This is a genomic window from Streptomyces caniscabiei (assembly GCF_014930365.1).
In the GTDB taxonomy this organism is placed as follows: Bacteria; Actinomycetota; Actinomycetes; order Streptomycetales; family Streptomycetaceae; genus Streptomyces; species Streptomyces caniscabiei.
In genome coordinates, this window is sequence record NZ_JABXWI010000002.1 from 820,823 (window position 1) to 837,371 (window position 16,549).

The 16,549-nt window shown below is 73.8% G+C and carries 14 protein-coding genes; 4 read left to right on the forward strand and 10 right to left on the reverse strand.

The window, feature by feature from the left end:
• The first annotated feature begins 30 nt into the window (after window positions 1–30).
• From HW837_RS08100 to HW837_RS08110, 3 genes are all read left to right on the forward strand, one after another.
• A complete protein-coding gene (locus tag HW837_RS08100; protein WP_193379858.1) occupies window positions 31–522 on the forward strand; it encodes an NUDIX domain-containing protein in 492 nt (163 codons plus the stop codon).
• 471 nt (window positions 523–993) lie between these two features.
• Window positions 994–3,447, forward strand: a complete 2,454-nt coding sequence (locus HW837_RS08105) for a protein kinase domain-containing protein (protein WP_237270036.1) — start codon at window positions 994–996, stop codon at window positions 3,445–3,447.
• A gap of 56 nt (window positions 3,448–3,503) precedes the next feature.
• Window positions 3,504–4,238: an SIR2 family NAD-dependent protein deacylase gene (locus HW837_RS08110; RefSeq protein ID WP_045556557.1), complete on the forward strand. Its 735-nt coding sequence runs from the start codon at window positions 3,504–3,506 to the stop codon at window positions 4,236–4,238.
• Window positions 4,239–4,258: 20 nt separating this feature from the next.
• Here HW837_RS08110 and HW837_RS08115 read toward each other — a convergent pair whose 3' ends face one another.
• From HW837_RS08115 to HW837_RS08125, 3 genes are all read right to left on the reverse strand, one after another.
• Window positions 4,259–4,750, reverse strand: coding sequence for a methylated-DNA--[protein]-cysteine S-methyltransferase (locus tag HW837_RS08115; RefSeq protein WP_193379856.1), 492 nt, complete (start codon window positions 4,748–4,750; stop codon window positions 4,259–4,261).
• Window positions 4,751–4,811: 61 nt separating this feature from the next.
• Window positions 4,812–6,296, reverse strand: coding sequence for an AlkA N-terminal domain-containing protein (locus HW837_RS08120; RefSeq protein ID WP_045556555.1), 1,485 nt, complete (start codon window positions 6,294–6,296; stop codon window positions 4,812–4,814).
• Window positions 6,297–6,512: 216 nt separating this feature from the next.
• Entirely contained in the window at window positions 6,513–8,552 is a 2,040-nt protein-coding gene (locus HW837_RS08125) for a heavy metal translocating P-type ATPase (RefSeq protein ID WP_193379964.1), read from the reverse strand.
• A 57-nt stretch (window positions 8,553–8,609) separates the two neighbouring features.
• On the opposite strand from HW837_RS08125, the gene HW837_RS08130 reads away from it, so the two are divergent.
• On the forward strand, window positions 8,610–8,990 hold the full coding sequence (locus tag HW837_RS08130; RefSeq protein ID WP_045556888.1) for an ArsR/SmtB family transcription factor: 381 nt from the start codon (window positions 8,610–8,612) through the stop codon (window positions 8,988–8,990).
• Between the two features lie 131 nt (window positions 8,991–9,121).
• Here the strand turns inward: HW837_RS08130 and HW837_RS08135 are convergent, their stop codons facing one another.
• The 7 genes from HW837_RS08135 to HW837_RS08165 form a co-directional block, all read right to left on the reverse strand.
• The gene (locus tag HW837_RS08135) at window positions 9,122–9,976 is read right to left on the reverse strand and encodes a hypothetical protein (protein ID WP_045556553.1); all 855 of its coding nucleotides are present in this window, start codon (window positions 9,974–9,976) and stop codon (window positions 9,122–9,124) included.
• Between the two features lie 246 nt (window positions 9,977–10,222).
• A complete protein-coding gene (locus HW837_RS08140) occupies window positions 10,223–10,732 on the reverse strand; it encodes an O-acetyl-ADP-ribose deacetylase (RefSeq protein ID WP_045556552.1) in 510 nt (169 codons plus the stop codon).
• A 137-nt stretch (window positions 10,733–10,869) separates the two neighbouring features.
• Window positions 10,870–12,054 (reverse strand): cytochrome P450, encoded by a 1,185-nt coding sequence (locus HW837_RS08145; RefSeq protein WP_193379855.1) that lies wholly within the window; start codon window positions 12,052–12,054, stop codon window positions 10,870–10,872.
• Entirely contained in the window at window positions 12,051–13,451 is a 1,401-nt protein-coding gene (locus HW837_RS08150; protein WP_193379854.1) for an alkaline phosphatase family protein, read from the reverse strand. Before HW837_RS08150 ends, HW837_RS08145 begins: the two co-directional genes overlap by 4 nt.
• A gap of 101 nt (window positions 13,452–13,552) precedes the next feature.
• Window positions 13,553–14,731 carry a metabolite traffic protein EboE gene (gene eboE, locus HW837_RS08155; protein ID WP_045556549.1) on the reverse strand — a complete coding sequence of 393 codons (1,179 nt, stop codon included), beginning with the start codon at window positions 14,729–14,731 and terminating at the stop codon, window positions 13,553–13,555.
• A 10-nt stretch (window positions 14,732–14,741) separates the two neighbouring features.
• A complete protein-coding gene (locus HW837_RS08160; RefSeq protein WP_193379853.1) occupies window positions 14,742–15,596 on the reverse strand; it encodes a TatD family hydrolase in 855 nt (284 codons plus the stop codon).
• 167 nt (window positions 15,597–15,763) lie between these two features.
• Window positions 15,764–16,546, reverse strand: a complete 783-nt coding sequence (locus HW837_RS08165) for an EboA domain-containing protein (protein ID WP_193379852.1) — start codon at window positions 16,544–16,546, stop codon at window positions 15,764–15,766.
• Between the last annotated feature and the right edge of the window lie 3 nt (window positions 16,547–16,549).

A 16,549-nucleotide genomic window follows, 5' to 3' on the forward strand; every position in this document is an offset into this window, starting at 1 on the left:
CGCCCTTCGCGGGCCGTCTACCCTGGGCGGATGACCACTTCGGACTTCGCCGCGTACATCGCGAGCCTGCCCCGTGTCCTCGCCGGTGCCGCCGCGATCTTCCGTGACGCCGAGGGGCGCGTGCTCGTCGTCGAGCCCAACTACCGCGAGGGATGGGCCCTTCCGGGCGGCACGATCGAGTCGGACGACGGGGAGACCCCGAGGCAGGGGGCCCGGCGCGAGACCCTGGAGGAGATCGGGCTGGACGTCGAGTTGGGCCGGCTGCTCGCCGTGGACTGGGTGCCCGGGGTGGGGCGGCCACCGCTGGTGGCGTACGTGTACGACGGCGGGGTGCTCGACGGGGAGGAGCTGAAGCGGATCCGGTTGCAGGAGGAGGAGTTGCTGTCGTGGCGGCTCGTCCCGCGCGCCGAACTGCCGGAGTATCTCCTCGGACCGCTCGGCCGGCGGGTGCTCGCCGCCCTCGACGCGCTGACGGAGGGCACGGGACCGGTCGAGCTGGAGAACGGCGAGCGGATGGCCTGAGAACCGGTGAGGATCGGCCAGGGCGGTGTCGTCCGGTCGCCGGCCGCCGTTGACAGGAGTCAGCTGACATCACGTCAACTCCCTTTGTACGGAACGTGAAGTGTGTGAACCTTCCACTTAATGGAAGTTTAAAGCGCTGGCTGAAAACCCTGCCCGTTCGTCACTCCAGCATCTAGGCTGACGTCAACCCCGTCCGAGCGATCGTGCCTCGTTGCCCCGCTCGGTGACCGGGGCAGCACTCGGGACACCCGTGACCGGCGGCCCGGGCGCGGGCCGTGGCGCCGGGAGATCCGGAGCCCCTGGGGGAACGGTCACCGGGAGCCGCCCGGAGCAGTCGGTCTCCCCCCACGTGCGGGCCGTTTCTCGCCCGTCATCACCGAACAGGCAGCTGAGGTCATGGAACCACTGGGCTCAGACGATCCCGAGGAGCTAGGTCCCTACCGTCTCGTGGCACGGCTCGGCGCAGGAGGGATGGGGCGGGTCTATCTGGCGCGCTCCCCGCAGGGGCGGACCGCCGCGGTCAAGGCCATCCGCCCCGAGCTGATGGGGGACAAGAACTTCCGCATCCGCTTCCGCCGCGAGGTGGAGGCCGCCGGGGCGGTCGGCGGCAGATACACCGCGCCCGTGGTCGACGCCGACCCCGAGGCCCCCATCCCCTGGCTGGCCACCGACTACATCGCCGGCCCCACCCTGGCCGAGGCCGTCGCCGCGCACGGCCCGCTGCCGGTGGAGTCGGTGCTGGTGCTGGGGGCCGGCATCGCCGAGGCGCTGATCTCGGTGCAGGCGGCCGGGCTGGTGCACCGCGACCTGAAGCCCTCCAACGTGCTGCTCGCCGCCGACGGGCCGCGCGTCATCGACTTCGGCATCGTCCGGGCGAGCGACGGCTACGACCTCACCCGCTCGGGCGCGCTCTTCGGTTCCTTCGAGTACATGTGCCCCGAGCAGGCGACGGGTGAGCCGCTGGGCCCCGAGGGGGACATCTTCTCGCTGGGCTCGGTGCTCACGTTCGCCGCGTCCGGGCACGCCCCGTTCAGTGGCAACGCGGTCGCCACGCTCCTGTACCAGGTGGTGCACAGCATGCCCGATCTGACGGGTGTGCCCGAGCCCCTCGACAAGATCATCAACCTCTGTCTCACCAAGGACCCCCGGCTGCGGATCACACCGGACAAGCTGGCCGCCGCCTGCGCGCCCGGCGGGGTGGAGCAGCCGGCGGCCGACGGCTGGCTGCCCCCGTCGGTGGCCTCCTCGATCGCCCTGCGCGCGGCGGCGGTACAGACCCTCGACAGCGGGCCGGACGGCCCGGTCGTCCTGCGCTCCGCCGAGCCCGTGCGGGAGCGGGACGCGTACGACTTCCAGCGGGAACGGCTCGCCCACGCGCCCGGCCCGGACCGGGCCGCCCACGACGAGCGGCGGGACCGGGCGGCCTACGACTTCGAGCGTGGGGACGCGCCCGCCGCCACGGGCGCTCCGCCGGCGAGCGGCTCCGGCGGCCCGTACGACGGCTCCGGCTCCCCCGGCCGGGCAGCCGGGGCGCCGCCGGCCGACAGGGACGGCGGGTACGGCCGGGCCGACACGATCGGCGGGTACGGCGAGGGCGCCCCGTACGCCGGGAGCGGGAGGTACGGCGAGGACGGCGGTGCGGGCCGGACCGGCGGCGAGTCGCCCACCTCCGCCGCGTCCTCCGCGGGCGCGGACCCGCGTCCCGCCCCCGGCGACCCGGAGCCGTACCGCGCCTCGGGGCACCGTCGTGCCGTGCCGCGGCCCGGTCCCTCGCGGCGTACGGTCCTGACCCTGTCGGCGGGCTCCGCCGCGGCCGCGGTCGGGGCCGGCCTCGTGCTCAGCCGCCGCGAGAAGCCGGCCGTGCGGTCCACGGAGCCCGCGGGCCCGGCCCCGAAGCCGCTGTGGACCTACCGCGGCGGCCCGCTGCTCCAGGCGCCCGCCGTCTTCAACGACGGCACGGCCCTGGTGAAGACCCGCCCGGGTGACCTGCTCTGCCTCGATCTCAAGGACGGCACCCGGCCCCGGTGGGTCTACCAGGGCATCAGCCAGTCGCCCACCCCGGCCGTGCTCGCCTTCGACGCGGTGATCGCACTCGGCGAGGGGTCGACGGTGATCGGGGTCGACCCGGTCGACGGAACGGAACGTTTCACCGTCGACTTCGGGCCGGACTTCCGCTTCACCACCCTGCTCGGCGCTGTCGACGACCGGGCCGTCTCCGTCATCGGCGTCCGGCTGCGGCGCGAGTCCGACGAGCAGGGCGTCGCGACGTCCACGGACACCGTCTTCGGCGTCGACCTCGCGGCCCGCCGCGCCGAGGTGATCCCCATCAGCCCGGAGGACGTCGGCGTCAAGCTGGCGCCGGTCATCCTGCCCGGCTATTTCGTCTACGCCGACGGACTGCGCAACGTCACGGTCCGGGACACCGACAGCTCGGGCGTCCTGTGGCGCCACCCGGTCGGCTACGACCTGCGGCCGGGGCTCGCCGTCGTCAACCGCACGGTCTTCGCCATAGGCCAGGAGCTCAAGGCCCTGGACCTCAACGACGGCAAGCTCCGCTGGCGGGTGAAGCCCGAACGCGGCATGTTCGCCTCGCTCGGCGGCTACGGCAACACCGTCTACGTCACCGGCACGGACCCCGCCGGGGTGTACGCGTTCAACGCCGGTACCGGTGCCCGCCGTTGGTTCTGCCCCACCCCGCGCCTCAACATCGACCAGCCGATCACGGCGGGCCCGAGCGCGGTCTACGTCACCGCCTACAAGAACAAGAACGGTTTCTACGCCATCGACGCCGCCAAGGGCGGACTCCTGTGGAACTTCACCGACGGTCTGGAGACCGGCGTCAACGACTGGCAGCTGGCCTGCGACCAAAGCGGCGTCCTCGTCGCCCAGCACTACGACCGCACCTACGGCCTGTCCTCCCCCTGACCCCGCCCCGCCGATATCCGCTCGCCCCGGCCGCACGGCCGACCTACGCTCGCCCCATGAACAAGCCCCTCGTCGCCCTCCTCAGTGGCGCAGGCATCTCCACCGACTCCGGCATCCCCGACTACCGGGGCCCGAACGGGCTGTGGCGGCGGGATCCGGAGGCCGAGAAGCTGGTGACGTACGAGTACTACATGGGTGATCCGGAGATCCGTCGGCGTTCGTGGCAGATGCGGCGGCAGAACCGGACCCTGAAGGCCGAGCCGAACGTGGCGCACCGCGCGGTGGCGGAGCTGGAGCGGTCCGGGGTGCCGGTACGGGTGATCACGCAGAACGTGGACGGGCTGCACCAGCTGGCCGGGATGCCGGCCCGCAAGGTCCTGGAACTGCACGGGTCCGCCCGGTCCGTGGTGTGCGTCGGATGTCACGCCCGGATGCCGATGGAGGACGCGCTCGCCCGGGTCGAGGCCGGTGAGGACGACCCGCCGTGCCTGGAGTGCGGGGGCGTGCTGAAGTCCGCCACCGTCATGTTCGGCGAGCGCCTGGACCCGGTGGTCCTCGGCGAGGCCGTGGCGATCACCAAGGCCTGCCAGATCTTCATCGCCGTCGGGAGCAGCCTCCAGGTGCAGCCCGCCGCCGGGCTGGCCGGCGTCGCCGCCGACCACGGGGCCCGCCTGATCATCGTCAACGCCGAGCCGACCCCGTACGACGAGCGGGCGGACGAGGTCGTACGGGAGCCGATCGGCACGGCGTTGCCCGAGGTGCTGCGGGGGATCCGCACCCAGAGCGACTGAGGGGTCCGTGGGCCGGGGCTTCAGAAGAGTGCCGCGCCCCGTTCGAAGTCCAGCAGGCGCTGTTTGCGTTCCGTGCCGCCGCCGTATCCGGTCAGGCTGCCGTCGGCGCCGACCACGCGGTGGCAGGGGACGATGATGCCGACGGGGTTCCTGCCGTTGGCCAGACCGACCGCGCGGGACGCATTGGGGTTGCCGAGGGCGCCCGCGAGTCGGCCGTACGAGCGGGTCTCGCCGTAGGGGATCCGGACGAGCTGTTCCCAGACCTGACGCTGGAACGGGGTGCCGTTCAGCCGGAGTTCGAGGGTGAACTCCCGCAACTCGCCGCCGAAATAGGCCTCCAGCTGTTCCCGCGCCTCGCCGAAGGCCGTGTCGTCGCGTGCACCGAAGCCCTCCTGCGGCGGGCGGTGGCGCTGGTCGGTCATGTAGAGGCCGCACAGGACACCGTCGTCGGCGACGAGGGTGAGGGGGCCGTAGGGGCTGTCGACGACGGTGTGCCGCTTCTGCTGCTTCATGAGAGGTCCTCGGAAGGTCGGTCGGCCGTTGCCTTCGGCGCGGGGGCCGACGGCAACCGGCTCATACGGGGAGGAAGTTGATGGGGTGGCTGTCCGTCGCCCAGAGGTACTGGACCGCGTAGGCCCGCCACGGCCGCCACGCCTCGGCCCGCGCCGTGAGGGCGGCCGGGGTGGAGGGCAGCCCCAACTCGGCGGCCGCGCGCCGGATTCCCAGATCACCGGCGAGGAAGGCGTCCGGGTCGCCGAGGGCACGCATGGCGATGACGTCGACGGTCCAGGGGCCGAACCCGGGCAGGGCGAGGAGCCGGGCACGAGTCTCGGCCCAGTCGCTGTCGACACCCAAGTGCAGTGTCCCTGAGGCGAGTTGGCCCACCAGCGTGGTGAAGCTGGTCCGGCGGGTGCGCGGCATCGCGAGGGTCTCGGAATCGACGGCCGCCAGTGCCTCGGGGGACGGGAAGAGATGGGTGAGACCCCCTTCCGGATCGTCGACGGGTTCGCCGTGCGCGAGGACCAGCCGGGCCGCGTGGGTCCGGGCGGCGGCCGTGGAGACCTGTTGGCCGAGCACCGCCCGTACGGCGAACTCCGCCTCGTCGACGGTCCGCGGCACCCGGCGCCCGGGCGCCTTGTCCACCAGCGGGGCGAGCAGGGCGTCGGTGCGCAGCTGCTCGTCGACCGCGACCGGGTCGGCGTCCAGGTCGAGCATGCGGCGGCAGCGGCTGATGGCGACGGGCAGGTCGCGCAGATCGCCGAGGGTGAGCCGGCAGGCGATGTGGTCGGGCTCCGGCGTGAGCGCGACGATGCCGTGGCCGTACGGCAGCCGGAGCGTGCGCCGGTACGCGCCGTCGCGCCACTCCTCCACCCCGGGTACGGCGGTCGCGGCGAGGTGACCGAAGAGGTTGTCGGGGTTGAGCGGGGCCCGGAACGGCAGCCGGAGGCTCAACACCCCTGACGCGCCCGGGGAGTCGGAGCGCTGCCGGGCCGACCGGGTCGCCCGCTCGCGCAGTTCGCTGGGCGACAGCGCGAAGACCTCCCGCACGGTGTCGTTGAAGGTCCGGATCGACCCGAACCCGGCGGCGAACGCGATCTCCGCCATCGGCAGCGCGGTCGTCTCGATCAGCAGCCGCGCGGTCTGCGCCCGCTGGGCCCGGGCGAGTGCCAGCGGGCCCGCGCCCAGCTCGGCCAGCAGCTGCCGCTCGACCTGCCGGGCGCTGTAGCCGAGCCGCCGGGCCAGCCCCGGCACGCCCTCCCGGTCCACGACCCCGTCCCCCATCAGCCGCATCGCCCGTGCCACCAGGTCCGCCCGCTGGTCCCATTCGGGTGACCCCGGGCTCGTGTCGGGCCGGCACCGTTTGCAGGCCCGGAACCCGGCCTGCTGGCAGGCCGCCGCGCTCGGGTAGAAGGTCATGTTCTCCGCCTTGGGCGGTACCACCGGGCAGCTGGGCCGGCAGTAGATCCGTGTGGTCACCACGGCCGTGAAGAACCAGCCGTCGAACCGCGCGTCCTTCGACCGCACGGCCCGCACACACCGTTCCGTGTCCGCGTACATCCCGTTCCGCATGCCTCAAGCATCGGGGAGCCGCGAACGGAGGGCTGGCGGAAATCCGACATCAGCGTGGGTCGACCTGCGACCACCGGAAGCCCACCGCCGCCCTGAAGGGGCGCGGGGAACCGCGCGACCAGCCCCCACGGACCAGCAGCCGCCGGTCCACGGACAGCCCCTCCCCCTCCGGCGCCCCTAGGAGCTCCGAACAAAAGTGGAGCCCTAAGCCCCCGCAGCGCGACCCCACGCCCCCTCTCGCAGCAACCGCAGCCCGTTCAGCCCCACCAGCACCGTCGACCCCTCGTGCCCCGCCACCCCGAGGGGCAGCGGCAGATGGCCCACCAGGTCCCACACCACCAGCACGGCGATGCACACCCCCGCGATCACCAGGTTCTGCACCACCAACCGTCGGGCCGCGCGGGACAGCCGCACCACCGCCGGGATCGCCCGGAGTTCGTCGCGCACCACCACCGCGTCCGCGGTCTCCAGCGCCAGATCGGAGCCGGCCCGGCCCATGGCCACCCCGGCGTGCGCGGCGGCGAGCGCGGGCGCGTCGTTGACCCCGTCCCCGACGAACAGCACCTTCGCGCCCCCGTTCTGCAGCTCCCGTACGGCCTCCACCTTGCCCTCCGGCAGCAGTTCGGCCCGCACGTCGTCGATCCCGGTGTCCGCAGCCACCCGGGCGGCGGCGCGCGCGTTGTCGCCGGTCAGCAGGACCGGCGACCCTCCGGTCAGGGCGGTGAGGGCGCTCACCGCGGCGGGCGCGTCAGGACGCAGCCGGTCGGCCAGGGTGAGCGTCCCGACGGCGACGCCGTCCCGCTCGACCACTACGGTCGTGCCCTCGGCGACCGCCCTGTCGGCGGCGGCCCTGTCCGTCACCGCCCCGTCGAGAGCGGTCCCCTCGACGGCAGCCCCGTCGGCCGCAGTCCCGTCGGCCGCGGTCCCGTCACCGATGCCGGCGTGCTCCCCCGCCCGCCCCACGGCCACCACGCGCCCCTCGACGGTCGCCCGCACGCCCCGGCCCGGGAGGGCCACGAAGTCCTCGGCGGCGGCCACCCGCAGCCCTCGCGCACCGGCGGCGGCCACCACCGCGCGGGCCAGCGGATGTTCGCTCGGGTACTCGGCGGCCGCGGCGAGCGCCAGCAGCCCGTCCTCGTCGAGCCCGGAGCCGGGCAGCGGCCGTACGGCGACGACCTCGGGCGTGCCCTCCGTGAGCGTGCCGGTCTTGTCGAGCGCGGCGGCGTCGATCTCGCCGAGCCGCTCCATCGCGACGGCGGACTTCACGAGGACACCGTGGCGGCCGGCGTTGGCGATGGCGGAGAGCAGCGGCGGCATGGTGGCGAGGACCACCGCGCAGGGCGAAGCGACGATCATGAAGGTCATGGCGCGGAGCAGCGCGGCCGTGAGGTCCTCACCGAAGGCCAGGGGGACGCCGAAGACGGCGAGGGTGGCGACGACGACACCGACGGCGTACCGCTGTTCGATCTTCTCGATGAAGAGCTGGGTGGGCGCCTTGGTGCGGGAGGCCTCCTCGACGAGGCCCACGATGCGGGCGATCACGGAGTCGGCCGGGTCCCGTGCCACGCGGACACGCAGCGCTCCCGTGCCGTTGAGGGTGCCCGCGAAGACCTCGTCGCCCGGGGCCTTGGGGACGGGCAGCGGCTCGCCGGTGATGGTGGCCTGGTCGGCCTCGCTCTCCCCCGCGACGACCCGGCCGTCCGCGCCGATGCGCTCGCCGGGGCGGACCAGCACCAGGTCGCCGACGGCGAGGCGGTCCGTCGGCACGGTCTCCTCCGCCGTGCCGTCCGGCGACAGCCGGGTGGCCGTGGTGGGCGCGAGGTCGAGCAGACCCCGTACGGAGTCCGCGGTGCGGGCGGTGGCCAGGGCCTCCAGTGCGCCGGAGGTGGCGAAGATGACGATCAGCAGGGCGCCGTCGAGGACCTGGCCGATCGCGGCCGCGCCGAGCGCCGCGACGATCATCAGCAGGTCGACGTCGAGGCTCTTCTCGCGCAGCGCCCGAAGCCCTTCGAGGGCGGGCTCCCAGCCGCCGGCCGCGTAGGCGATCACGTAGAGCGGGCCGTACAGCCAGGCGGAGGCCCCGGCCAGGTCCAGGGGGAACGCGAGCAGGAAGGCGAGGGTCGACGTGAGCGCCCAGCGGGCCTCGGGGAGGGCGAGGACGCGGGTGCGGCGGCGGGGGGCCGTCGTGGCGGACGGCCGGCGGACCGGGGTGGGGGTGAGGGTGGCAGACACGCGGCACACCATACAGGAACACATGAAGACTCATTCATGCCTTCATATGCGATGAGTAAGATACTCGCCATGGGTCATGGAGCCGTCACCGCAGCGCAGGACGCCACGCAGGACGCCGCCCCTCGTGTGCGTCTGGACGCGGCCAACGTCGCCAAGGTGGCCACCACCCTCCAGGCCCTCTCCACCCCGTCCCGCCTGCTGATCCTGGCCAGGTTGCGCGAAGGGCCGCTCCCCGCGACCGAGTTGGCAGCCGAGGTCGGGATGGAGCAGTCCGCCTGCTCCCACCAGCTGCGGCTGCTGCGCAACCTCGGCCTGGTGGTGGGCGAGCGCCGGGGCCGTTCGGTGGTCTACGCGCTGCACGACCACCATGTCGCCGAGCTGCTGGACCAGGCCGTCTACCACGTCGAGCACCTGCGCCTGGGACTCAGCGACGCGCCGGACGGGGACTGAGGCACCGGGCGGGGACCGTCACGCGTGCGCCCGGCGCGGACCGAGGCGCCGGGCGGGTACGAGAGCGCCCCGGCCGGTGGCCGGGGCGGGGTGCCTGGTGCGGGGGTCCGGGCAGGTCTCCCGGGTGGTGGTCACGCCGCCGGGATCGCCGGCAGCGTCGAGGCGGGCAGGCCGCCGAGCAACCCGCCGAGCAGACCGGTGACCAGGCCGAGCACCGGCTGCAGAAGACCGGTGACGACACCGAGGACCGGGCCGAGCAGACCGGTCACGGCACCCAGCACCGCACCCAGGTCGAGCGAGGTCAGCGCCTTGAGCAGCGCGTCGACCGCGGCCTGGAGCGCGGCCAGCAGATCCGCGACCGGGTCGGCCGCCGCCGCGGCGCGGTGGGAGCCGGCCGGGGCCGCCGCGTCGATCTTCTGCAACCGCTGCTGCACGGTGGCGTGGGCCGTCCGCAGGGCCGCGACGTGCCGGGCCGCCTCGGCGGTGTCCAACTGGCCGGCGTCCAGCTCGGCGACGGCGGTCATCTCGTCCAGCAACGGGGCGAGCACGTCGTTCTGGTCCATGCTGTCGAGCAGGTCCAGCTGGCCGAGCAGGTCGTCCACGTCGGTGCCGACGGCGTCGGTCTCCGTGGCCGTGCCGGTCGCCGCCTCCGCGGCCGCGTCCGTGTCGGCGTCGAGGCCGGCCAGCAGCGCGTCCAGGTCGCTGTCGAGCTTGTCGAAGAGCGCCTCCATGTCGGCGATCTCCTTGTCGACGATGGCGTCCGCCTCCGCCTCCTCCTTCTCCACGAGCGCGTCGATCTCTTTCTCCAACGCGTCGAAGAAGGCGTCCAGATCGGGTTCGGGGACCGCGGCGGCCCGGGTCGCGGCACGGTCCGAGGCGGTTCGGCCCGCGTCGACGGCCGCGGTGGCGGTACCGACCGGCCCGAAGACCAGTGCCCCGCAGACCAGAGGTGACAGGAGAAGAGCACGGGAGACGAGGGCGCGCATGCACGTTCCTTTCGAAGCAGCTGTCCTTGCGCTCACCGTGGGAGGCGTCACGAGGTGCCGCAACCGAGCCCGGCGCCCCGGCCGGACCAGCCGACCGACCGCGCCGACGACCCTGACCAGCGTGTTTCCCCCGAGAGCGGGCTCCGTACGACTCCGTTCGACTCGCCTTCGCCGTTCGTCCGTCAGAGTGCGACAGGGCGACACGCCGGGCCGCGTCCGCCCGTCGGCCGGGTCCTCGACGCCCCGTCAGCCCGTCTGTTCGGCGAACGCCCGGTACGCCTCGTCGTCGAAGAGGACGAACCTGACCTCCTCGACCGAGGTCTCGGTGGCGCGGACGGTCTCCACGGCGATGCGGGCGGCGTCCGCCATGGGCCAGCCGTAGACCCCGGCGGAGACGGCCGGGAAGGCGACGGTCCGGGCGCCCAACTCGTCGGCGACGCGGAGGGACTCGCGGTAGCAGGAGGCGAGGAGCGCGGAGCGGTCGAGGCTCTGGCTGTGGACGGGCCCGACCGTGTGGATGACCCAGCGCGCGTCCAGGTCGCCCGCCGTGGTGGCGACGGCCTGACCGGTGGGCAGGCCCTTGCCGTAGTGCGAGGCGCGGAGCTTGCGGCAGTCGGCCAGGATGGCGGGGCCGCCGCGCCGGTGGATGGCGCCGTCCACTCCTCCCCCGCCGAGGAGGGAGGAGTTCGCGGCGTTGACGACGGCGTCGACGGACTGCTCGGTGATGTCGCCCCGGACGAGGGTGATGGTGGTCATGCCCGCCTCTATACCAGCCGACGGGGCGGGCGGGCCGCCGATTTCGGCCGGCCCCGTGACGGGCGGGACCGGCCGCCGGGACGGGCCGGCGGCCGACACCCGGTCCGCCTGCGCGCCGGTGGAGCGGTCCCCTACGGCTACCAGCCGACCGGCAGCGACCGCACTCCATGGACCGTGGTCATCGTCAACGCGAAGTCCTCCGGCGGTGCCGTCAGGCGGAGGCCGGGCAGGCGGTCGAAGAGGGCGGGCAGGCCGACCTGGAGTTCCGCGCGGGCCAGGGACTGGCCGATGCACTGATGCAGTCCGTGGCCGAAGGCCAGATGGCCGGCGGCAGAGCGGCGGACGTCCAGGGTGTCGGGCTCGGGGAAGGCGTCCGGGTCGCGGTTGGCGGCCTGGAGCGCGACGACCACACCCTCGCCGGCGCGGATGCGGACGCCGCCCACCTCCACGTCCTCGGTGGCCACCCGGCGCAGCCCCGAGTGCGCGACGGTCAGATGACGCAGCAGTTCCTCGACGGCACCGGGCCACAGGCCGGGATCCGCGCGCAGGGCGGCCAGTTGTGCCGGGTGGCGCAGCAGGGCCACGACCGCCAGCGGGAACATGTTCGCGGTCGTCTCGTGGCCGGCCACCAGCAGCAGCGAGGCGATGCCGACGGCCTCGGACGCGCTGACCTCGCCGGTCGCCACCCGGTCCCGGGCGAGCCGCGAGAGGAGGTCGTCGGCGGGTTCCCGGCCGCGTCGGGCGAGCAGCTCGCCCAGGTAGGTGTGGAGGGCCTTGCGGGCGGCCATCATCTCCTCCGGCCCCGACGAGAGGCTGCTGAACGCGTTCGCCTGCCGCTGGAAGAAGTCGTGGTCCTCGTAGGGCACGCCGAGCAGTTCGCAGACGGCGAGCGAGGGCAGCGGCAGGGCGTACGCCGTCACCAGGTCGGCGGTCGTGGCGCCGTCCGCCGTCATCGCGTCGAGCAGGTCGCCGCAGATCCGGGCGAGCGCCGGCCGCAGCTGTTCGATGCGGCGGAAGGTGAAGTCGGGGATCAGGACGCGGCGCAGCCGGGTGTGGTCGGGCGGGTCCATCATGAAGAACTGGCCCGGCGCGCGGGGCGGCGACTGCGGGCGGAAGCCGGGAAAGCCGTCGCGGGTCGTGTCGGCGCTGAAGCGGGGGTCGGCGAGGACCGTGCGGGCGTCCTCGTGCCGGGTGATCAGCCACGGGCTGTTGTCGCCCCAGATCGTCACCCGCCGGATCGGCTCCTCCTCACGCCACTTGGCGTACTCCGGCGACGGGTCGAGCAGCGGGCGGAGGGTCGGGAGAGGAGGGTGGGCCGTCATGCGTGCGGCTCCTGTTCCGTCAGGCCCGCGAGGCGCAGCAGCAGGGACTTGATCTCGGTGGCGGCGTACGCCTCCCGGGCCGGCCCCGGGGTGGAGCACAGCAGGACGGGACCGTCGTCGGGGTCGGCGGGGAGGCGGCCGTGGCTGCCGCGCACGCCGGCGGGGTTCAGCGGCACCGTGCTGATGCGGTAGCGGAAGCCCAGCTTCTTGCGGGCGACCTGGCCGACGGCGCGCAGCTTCACCGCGGGGACGGTCTCGTCGTAGAGCAGCTCGGCGGGGTCGTAGCCGGGCTTGCGGTGGATCTCGACCTGGCGGGCGAAGTCGGGGGCGCGCTCGTCGTCGAGCCAGTAGTAGTACGTGAACCAGGCGTCGGGGTCGGCGACGGCGACGAGTTCGCCGGAGCGCTCGTGGTCCAGGCCGTGCGCGGCCTTGCCCTCGGCGTCCAGCACCTCGTCCACGCCGTCGAGTCCGGCCAGCAGCTTGGCGACCTCCGCGGTGTCGGCCGGGTCCCGGACGTACACATGGGCCACCTGGTGGTCGGCGACCGCGAAGGCGCGTGAGGTCCAGGGGTCGAGGTACTCCATGTCGTCCTGGGTGTGCACCTGGAGCAGTCCGGCCCGGCGCAGGGCCCGGTTGATGTCCACGGGCCGGGAGACGGGCGTGATGCCGTACTCGCTGAGCGCCACCACCGTGGCGCCCTCGCGCTGGAAGTGGTCGAGCAACGGACGCAGCGCGTCGTCGAGTCGGCGGGCCGCGCGGATCGTGGCGGGCGAGTCCGGGCCGGATCGCTGGGGCTCGTAGTCGAGTTGGGGGAGGTAGACGAGGGTGAGGTCCGGGTCGTGTTCGTCGAAGACCTGGCGGGCGGCACCCAGGATCCACTGGGTGGAGGGCATGCCGGCGTTGGGGCCCCAGTAGGTGAACAGGGGGAACGGACCGAGGCGGTCGGTGAGTTCGCCGTGCAGGCTGGGCGGCCAGGTGTAGCAGTCGGGTTCCTTGCGGCCGTCGGAGTAGTAGACCGGGCGCGGGGTGACCGTGAGGTCGACGTCCGCGCCCATCGCGTACCACCAGCAGATGTTGGCGACCTTGTAGTCGGGGTCGGTCCTGCGGGCGGTCTCCCAGATCTTCTCGCCCCCGACGAGCGCGTTGTGCTGGCGCCACAGCAGCACCTCGCCGAGGTCGCGGAAGTACCAGCCGTTGGCGACCGCGCCGTGCCCGGCGGGCGGTTCGCCGGTGAGGAACGTGGACTGGACCGTGCAGGTCACGGCGGGCAGGACGGGGTCGAGCCGGGCCCGGAAGCCGCGCTCGCCGAGAGCGGCCACGGCGGGCATGTGGGCCAGCAGCTTCGGGGTGAGACCGACGATGTCGAGGACGACGAGGCGGTGGGGTCGGGTGGTCATCGCCGGTGCTCCTTGAGGCCGGGCCGAAGGCTCATCGCTGGTTCTCCCTTGCAGGGGGCCGGGGCCGGTCGTGGGCTCCCGGTGGGGCGGTCGCGGGCTCGTCATCGGTCGTCCTTGAGGCCGAGGCCGGTCAACCGGTCGCGGGCCCAGGCGAGTTCGGCGGCGATCCCGCCGGGCAGGTCGGTGGGCGGTTCGGGCAGGACGGACCAGGTGTAGGTCTCGACCTCGATGTGGTCGCAGTCGGCCGAGGGCCCGCCGAGGAGTCCTGCCAGCACCCGGCCCAGCTGGTCGGCGGTGGTGTGCAGCGGCGGTTCGGGGTCGGCGTGCAGCGGGGCGTGGAAGTGGACGCGCCAGGGGCCGGTGTCCGTGGGCAGTGCTCCGCCCAGCGCGTCCGGCAGATCGTCGACACCCAGCACCTCCGGCCCCGCAGCCTCCGGGTGCCCCGACCTGGATGCCGTGCGCGTCTGGTGCAGGAAGCGTGGTTCGGCGAGGCGGTGCAGGGCCGCGCGGGCGGTGGGGTCGGCCGGGTCGGTGGCCTCGATCGCGCAGGACGCCTGGAGCTTGACCACCGGCAGCCCGGCCTCGGCGAGGCGGCGCAGGGCCGCGCCGGGTTCCTCGAACTGCACGGCGAGGTGGCAGGCGTCGAGGCAGACGCCGAGCCGTTCGGGATCGAGGCCGCGCAGTTCCCGTACGGCCTGGACGGTGGTCTCGACGACGCAGCCGGGCTCCGGTTCGAAGCCGACGCGGACGCGGCGGCCGGTGTCCGACTCGATCGTGGCGAGCCCGGTGGCGAGCCGGTCCAGGGCGCGGCGGGCGGTGTCGGCGCGGTCCGGCGGCCAGGGTGTGCGCCAGGCCAGCGGCAGGGTGGAGACACTGCCGCGTTCCGCGTCGTCGGGAAGGAGCGCGGCGAGGAGTCGGGCGCAGTCGAGGGTGTGCGTCAGGCGGGCCTCGTCCGCCCAGTCGGGGAGGTAGACGTCCTTCTTGACCACGTCGCGGTGGAACCCGGCGTAGGGGAAGGCGTTGAGGGTGACGGTCTCCAGGCCCCGGGCGTCGAGCTCGCTCCTCAGTCGTCCCAACTCGCCCGGCTCGCGGGTGAGTCGGGTGACGACGTCACGGGCGAGCCAGAGTCCGATGCCCAGCCGGTCGACGCCCAGCCGCTCCCGCACCGGTTCGGCGTGGTCGGCGAGTTGCGCGAGGACACCGTCGAGGTCCTCCGCCTGGTGGACGTTGCTGCAGTAGCCGAGGTGGACGGTGGTGCCGTCGGGGTGCCGGAAGCGCATGGGTGGCCCCTCACTCCCCGCCGCGCCGGACGGAGTTGCCCTGGAAGCTCGACGCCTCGTCGGGCTTGGGCTCGTCGAGGTCCAGCCGTCCGCTCTGGCCGTAGAAGGCGACCGGGTTGCGCCACAGCACCCGGTCGACGGTGTCGTCGTCGAAACCGGCGGCGAGCATGGCGTCGGCGGTCCTGCGGGTCTTCAGCGGGTCCGAACGGCCCCAGTCGGCGGCCGAGTTGACGAGGACGCGCTCGGTGCCGTGGTCCTGGAGGATGGCCACCATGCGGTCCTCGCTCATCTTGGTCCTCGGGTAGATCGAGAACCCGGCCCAGCAGCCGCTGTCGAGGACCATGCCGACGGTCAGCTCGTTGAGGTGGTCGAGGACGACGAGTTCGGGCGCGATGCCCGACTCCCGTACGACGTCGAGGGTGCGCCGGGTCCCGGCGGCCTTGTCGCGGTGCGGGGTGTGCACGAGGGCGGGCAGTTCGTGCTCGATCGCGAGCTGGAGCTGGAGCGCGAGCGCCTCGTCCTCCTCCGGCGTCATGGAGTCGTAGCCGATCTCACCGACGGCGACCACCCGGTCCTTGGCGAGGTAGCGGGGCAGTTCGTCCAGGACGGGACGGCAGCGCGGGTCGTTGGCCTCCTTGGGGTTGAGGGCGATCGTGCAGAAGTGCTGGATACCGAACTGGGCGGCCCGGTAGGGCTCCCAGCCGAGCAGCGCGTCGAAGTAGTCGTAGAAGCTCTCGGGCGAGGTGCGGGGCTGGCCCAGCCAGAACGCCGGTTCGACGACGGCGCGCACTCCGGCGGCGTGCATCGCCTCGTAGTCGTCGGTCGTGCGGGAGGTCATGTGGATGTGGGGGTCGAAGATGCGCACGGGCAGGTCTTTCCTCGGGTGGTGCGGTGGGCCGCGCCGACTGCGGCCGGGGCGGTGACGGTGTGCGGAGGAGGCGGGACGGGACGGACACGGGGACCGTGCGGCGCGCCCTGGCCAGGGGAGGCGGACTGCCGGGTGGAGACCGGGACCCGGGAGGGAAGATCGGGCTACGGGGAGGCCGTGGCCCGGTGGAGTGCCCTCAAGGCGCGCTCGGCGGCCTCTCGGCGCTCGGGTGCCGCGGCGCGCGTCTCGGCGGTGAGTCCGTCGGCGAGCCGGGCGGCGGCGGGGAAGGGGCGGACGACGGGCCAGATGTCCGCCGGTACGTCACGCCCGGCGGCGACCCGCTCGTGCGCGAAGTCGGCCAGCATCCGGGCGAGTTCGGCGTCGGCGCGGGCAGGGAGACCATCGATCCGGTCCAACGGGATCTCGTGGAACACGCACTTCAGCACGGCCTGCCGGTACTCAGCGTCGGGCAGCCTGGCCGCGCCGTACGGGCCGAGAGCGGCCTCGACGAGGCTGCTGTCGTTGCCGCGCAGGGCGTCACGGACGAGCGGGAGGGCGAGATCGCCGAGGGGTTCCGGGGCCGCGTCGCCGTGGTCCGCCGCGAGCAGCGGCAGGGTTCGCAGCACCGCCCGTTGTTCGGCCGGATCACCGTGGCGGTGCAGGCCCGTCAGTTCGTCGGCGAGTGGCTGTCCGCCCAGCGGCAGCGCGGTGAGCAGGACCGCGCGGGCGGCCTCGTCGACGGTCCAGCGCGCGTCCAGCCGGGCCCGCCCGCAGCGTCTTCGGGCGGCCGGGAACAGGGTGCGGACGGCGGCGGGGCGCTCGGTGACACGGGCCACGGCCTCGTCGAGCCAGGCGCGGGCGGCCGGGTCCAGCGGGTGCCGGGCGAGGAGGGTGCGGGGATCGGAGCGTTCGGCCGTCGCGGAGGGCGGCATTCCGGTGGAGACCATGAC

Coding starts and splice junctions, on each gene's coding strand:
- HW837_RS08100 (WP_193379858.1), top strand. CDS start 31: ATGACCACTTCGGACTTCGCCGCGTACATCGCGAGCCTGCCCCGTGTC.
- HW837_RS08165 (WP_193379852.1), bottom strand. CDS start 16,546: ATGGTCTCCACCGGAATGCCGCCCTCCGCGACGGCCGAACGCTCCGAT.
- HW837_RS08150 (WP_193379854.1), bottom strand. CDS start 13,451: ATGACCACCCGACCCCACCGCCTCGTCGTCCTCGACATCGTCGGTCTC.
- HW837_RS08105 (WP_237270036.1), top strand. CDS start 994: ATGGGGCGGGTCTATCTGGCGCGCTCCCCGCAGGGGCGGACCGCCGCG.
- HW837_RS08125 (WP_193379964.1), bottom strand. CDS start 8,552: ATGGTGTGCCGCGTGTCTGCCACCCTCACCCCCACCCCGGTCCGCCGG.
- HW837_RS08145 (WP_193379855.1), bottom strand. CDS start 12,054: ATGACGGCCCACCCTCCTCTCCCGACCCTCCGCCCGCTGCTCGACCCG.
- HW837_RS08120 (WP_045556555.1), bottom strand. CDS start 6,296: ATGTACGCGGACACGGAACGGTGTGTGCGGGCCGTGCGGTCGAAGGAC.
- HW837_RS08115 (WP_193379856.1), bottom strand. CDS start 4,750: ATGAAGCAGCAGAAGCGGCACACCGTCGTCGACAGCCCCTACGGCCCC.
- HW837_RS08140 (WP_045556552.1), bottom strand. CDS start 10,732: ATGACCACCATCACCCTCGTCCGGGGCGACATCACCGAGCAGTCCGTC.
- HW837_RS08135 (WP_045556553.1), bottom strand. CDS start 9,976: ATGCGCGCCCTCGTCTCCCGTGCTCTTCTCCTGTCACCTCTGGTCTGC.
- eboE (WP_045556549.1), bottom strand. CDS start 14,731: ATGCGCTTCCGGCACCCCGACGGCACCACCGTCCACCTCGGCTACTGC.
- HW837_RS08130 (WP_045556888.1), top strand. CDS start 8,610: ATGGGTCATGGAGCCGTCACCGCAGCGCAGGACGCCACGCAGGACGCC.
- HW837_RS08110 (WP_045556557.1), top strand. CDS start 3,504: ATGAACAAGCCCCTCGTCGCCCTCCTCAGTGGCGCAGGCATCTCCACC.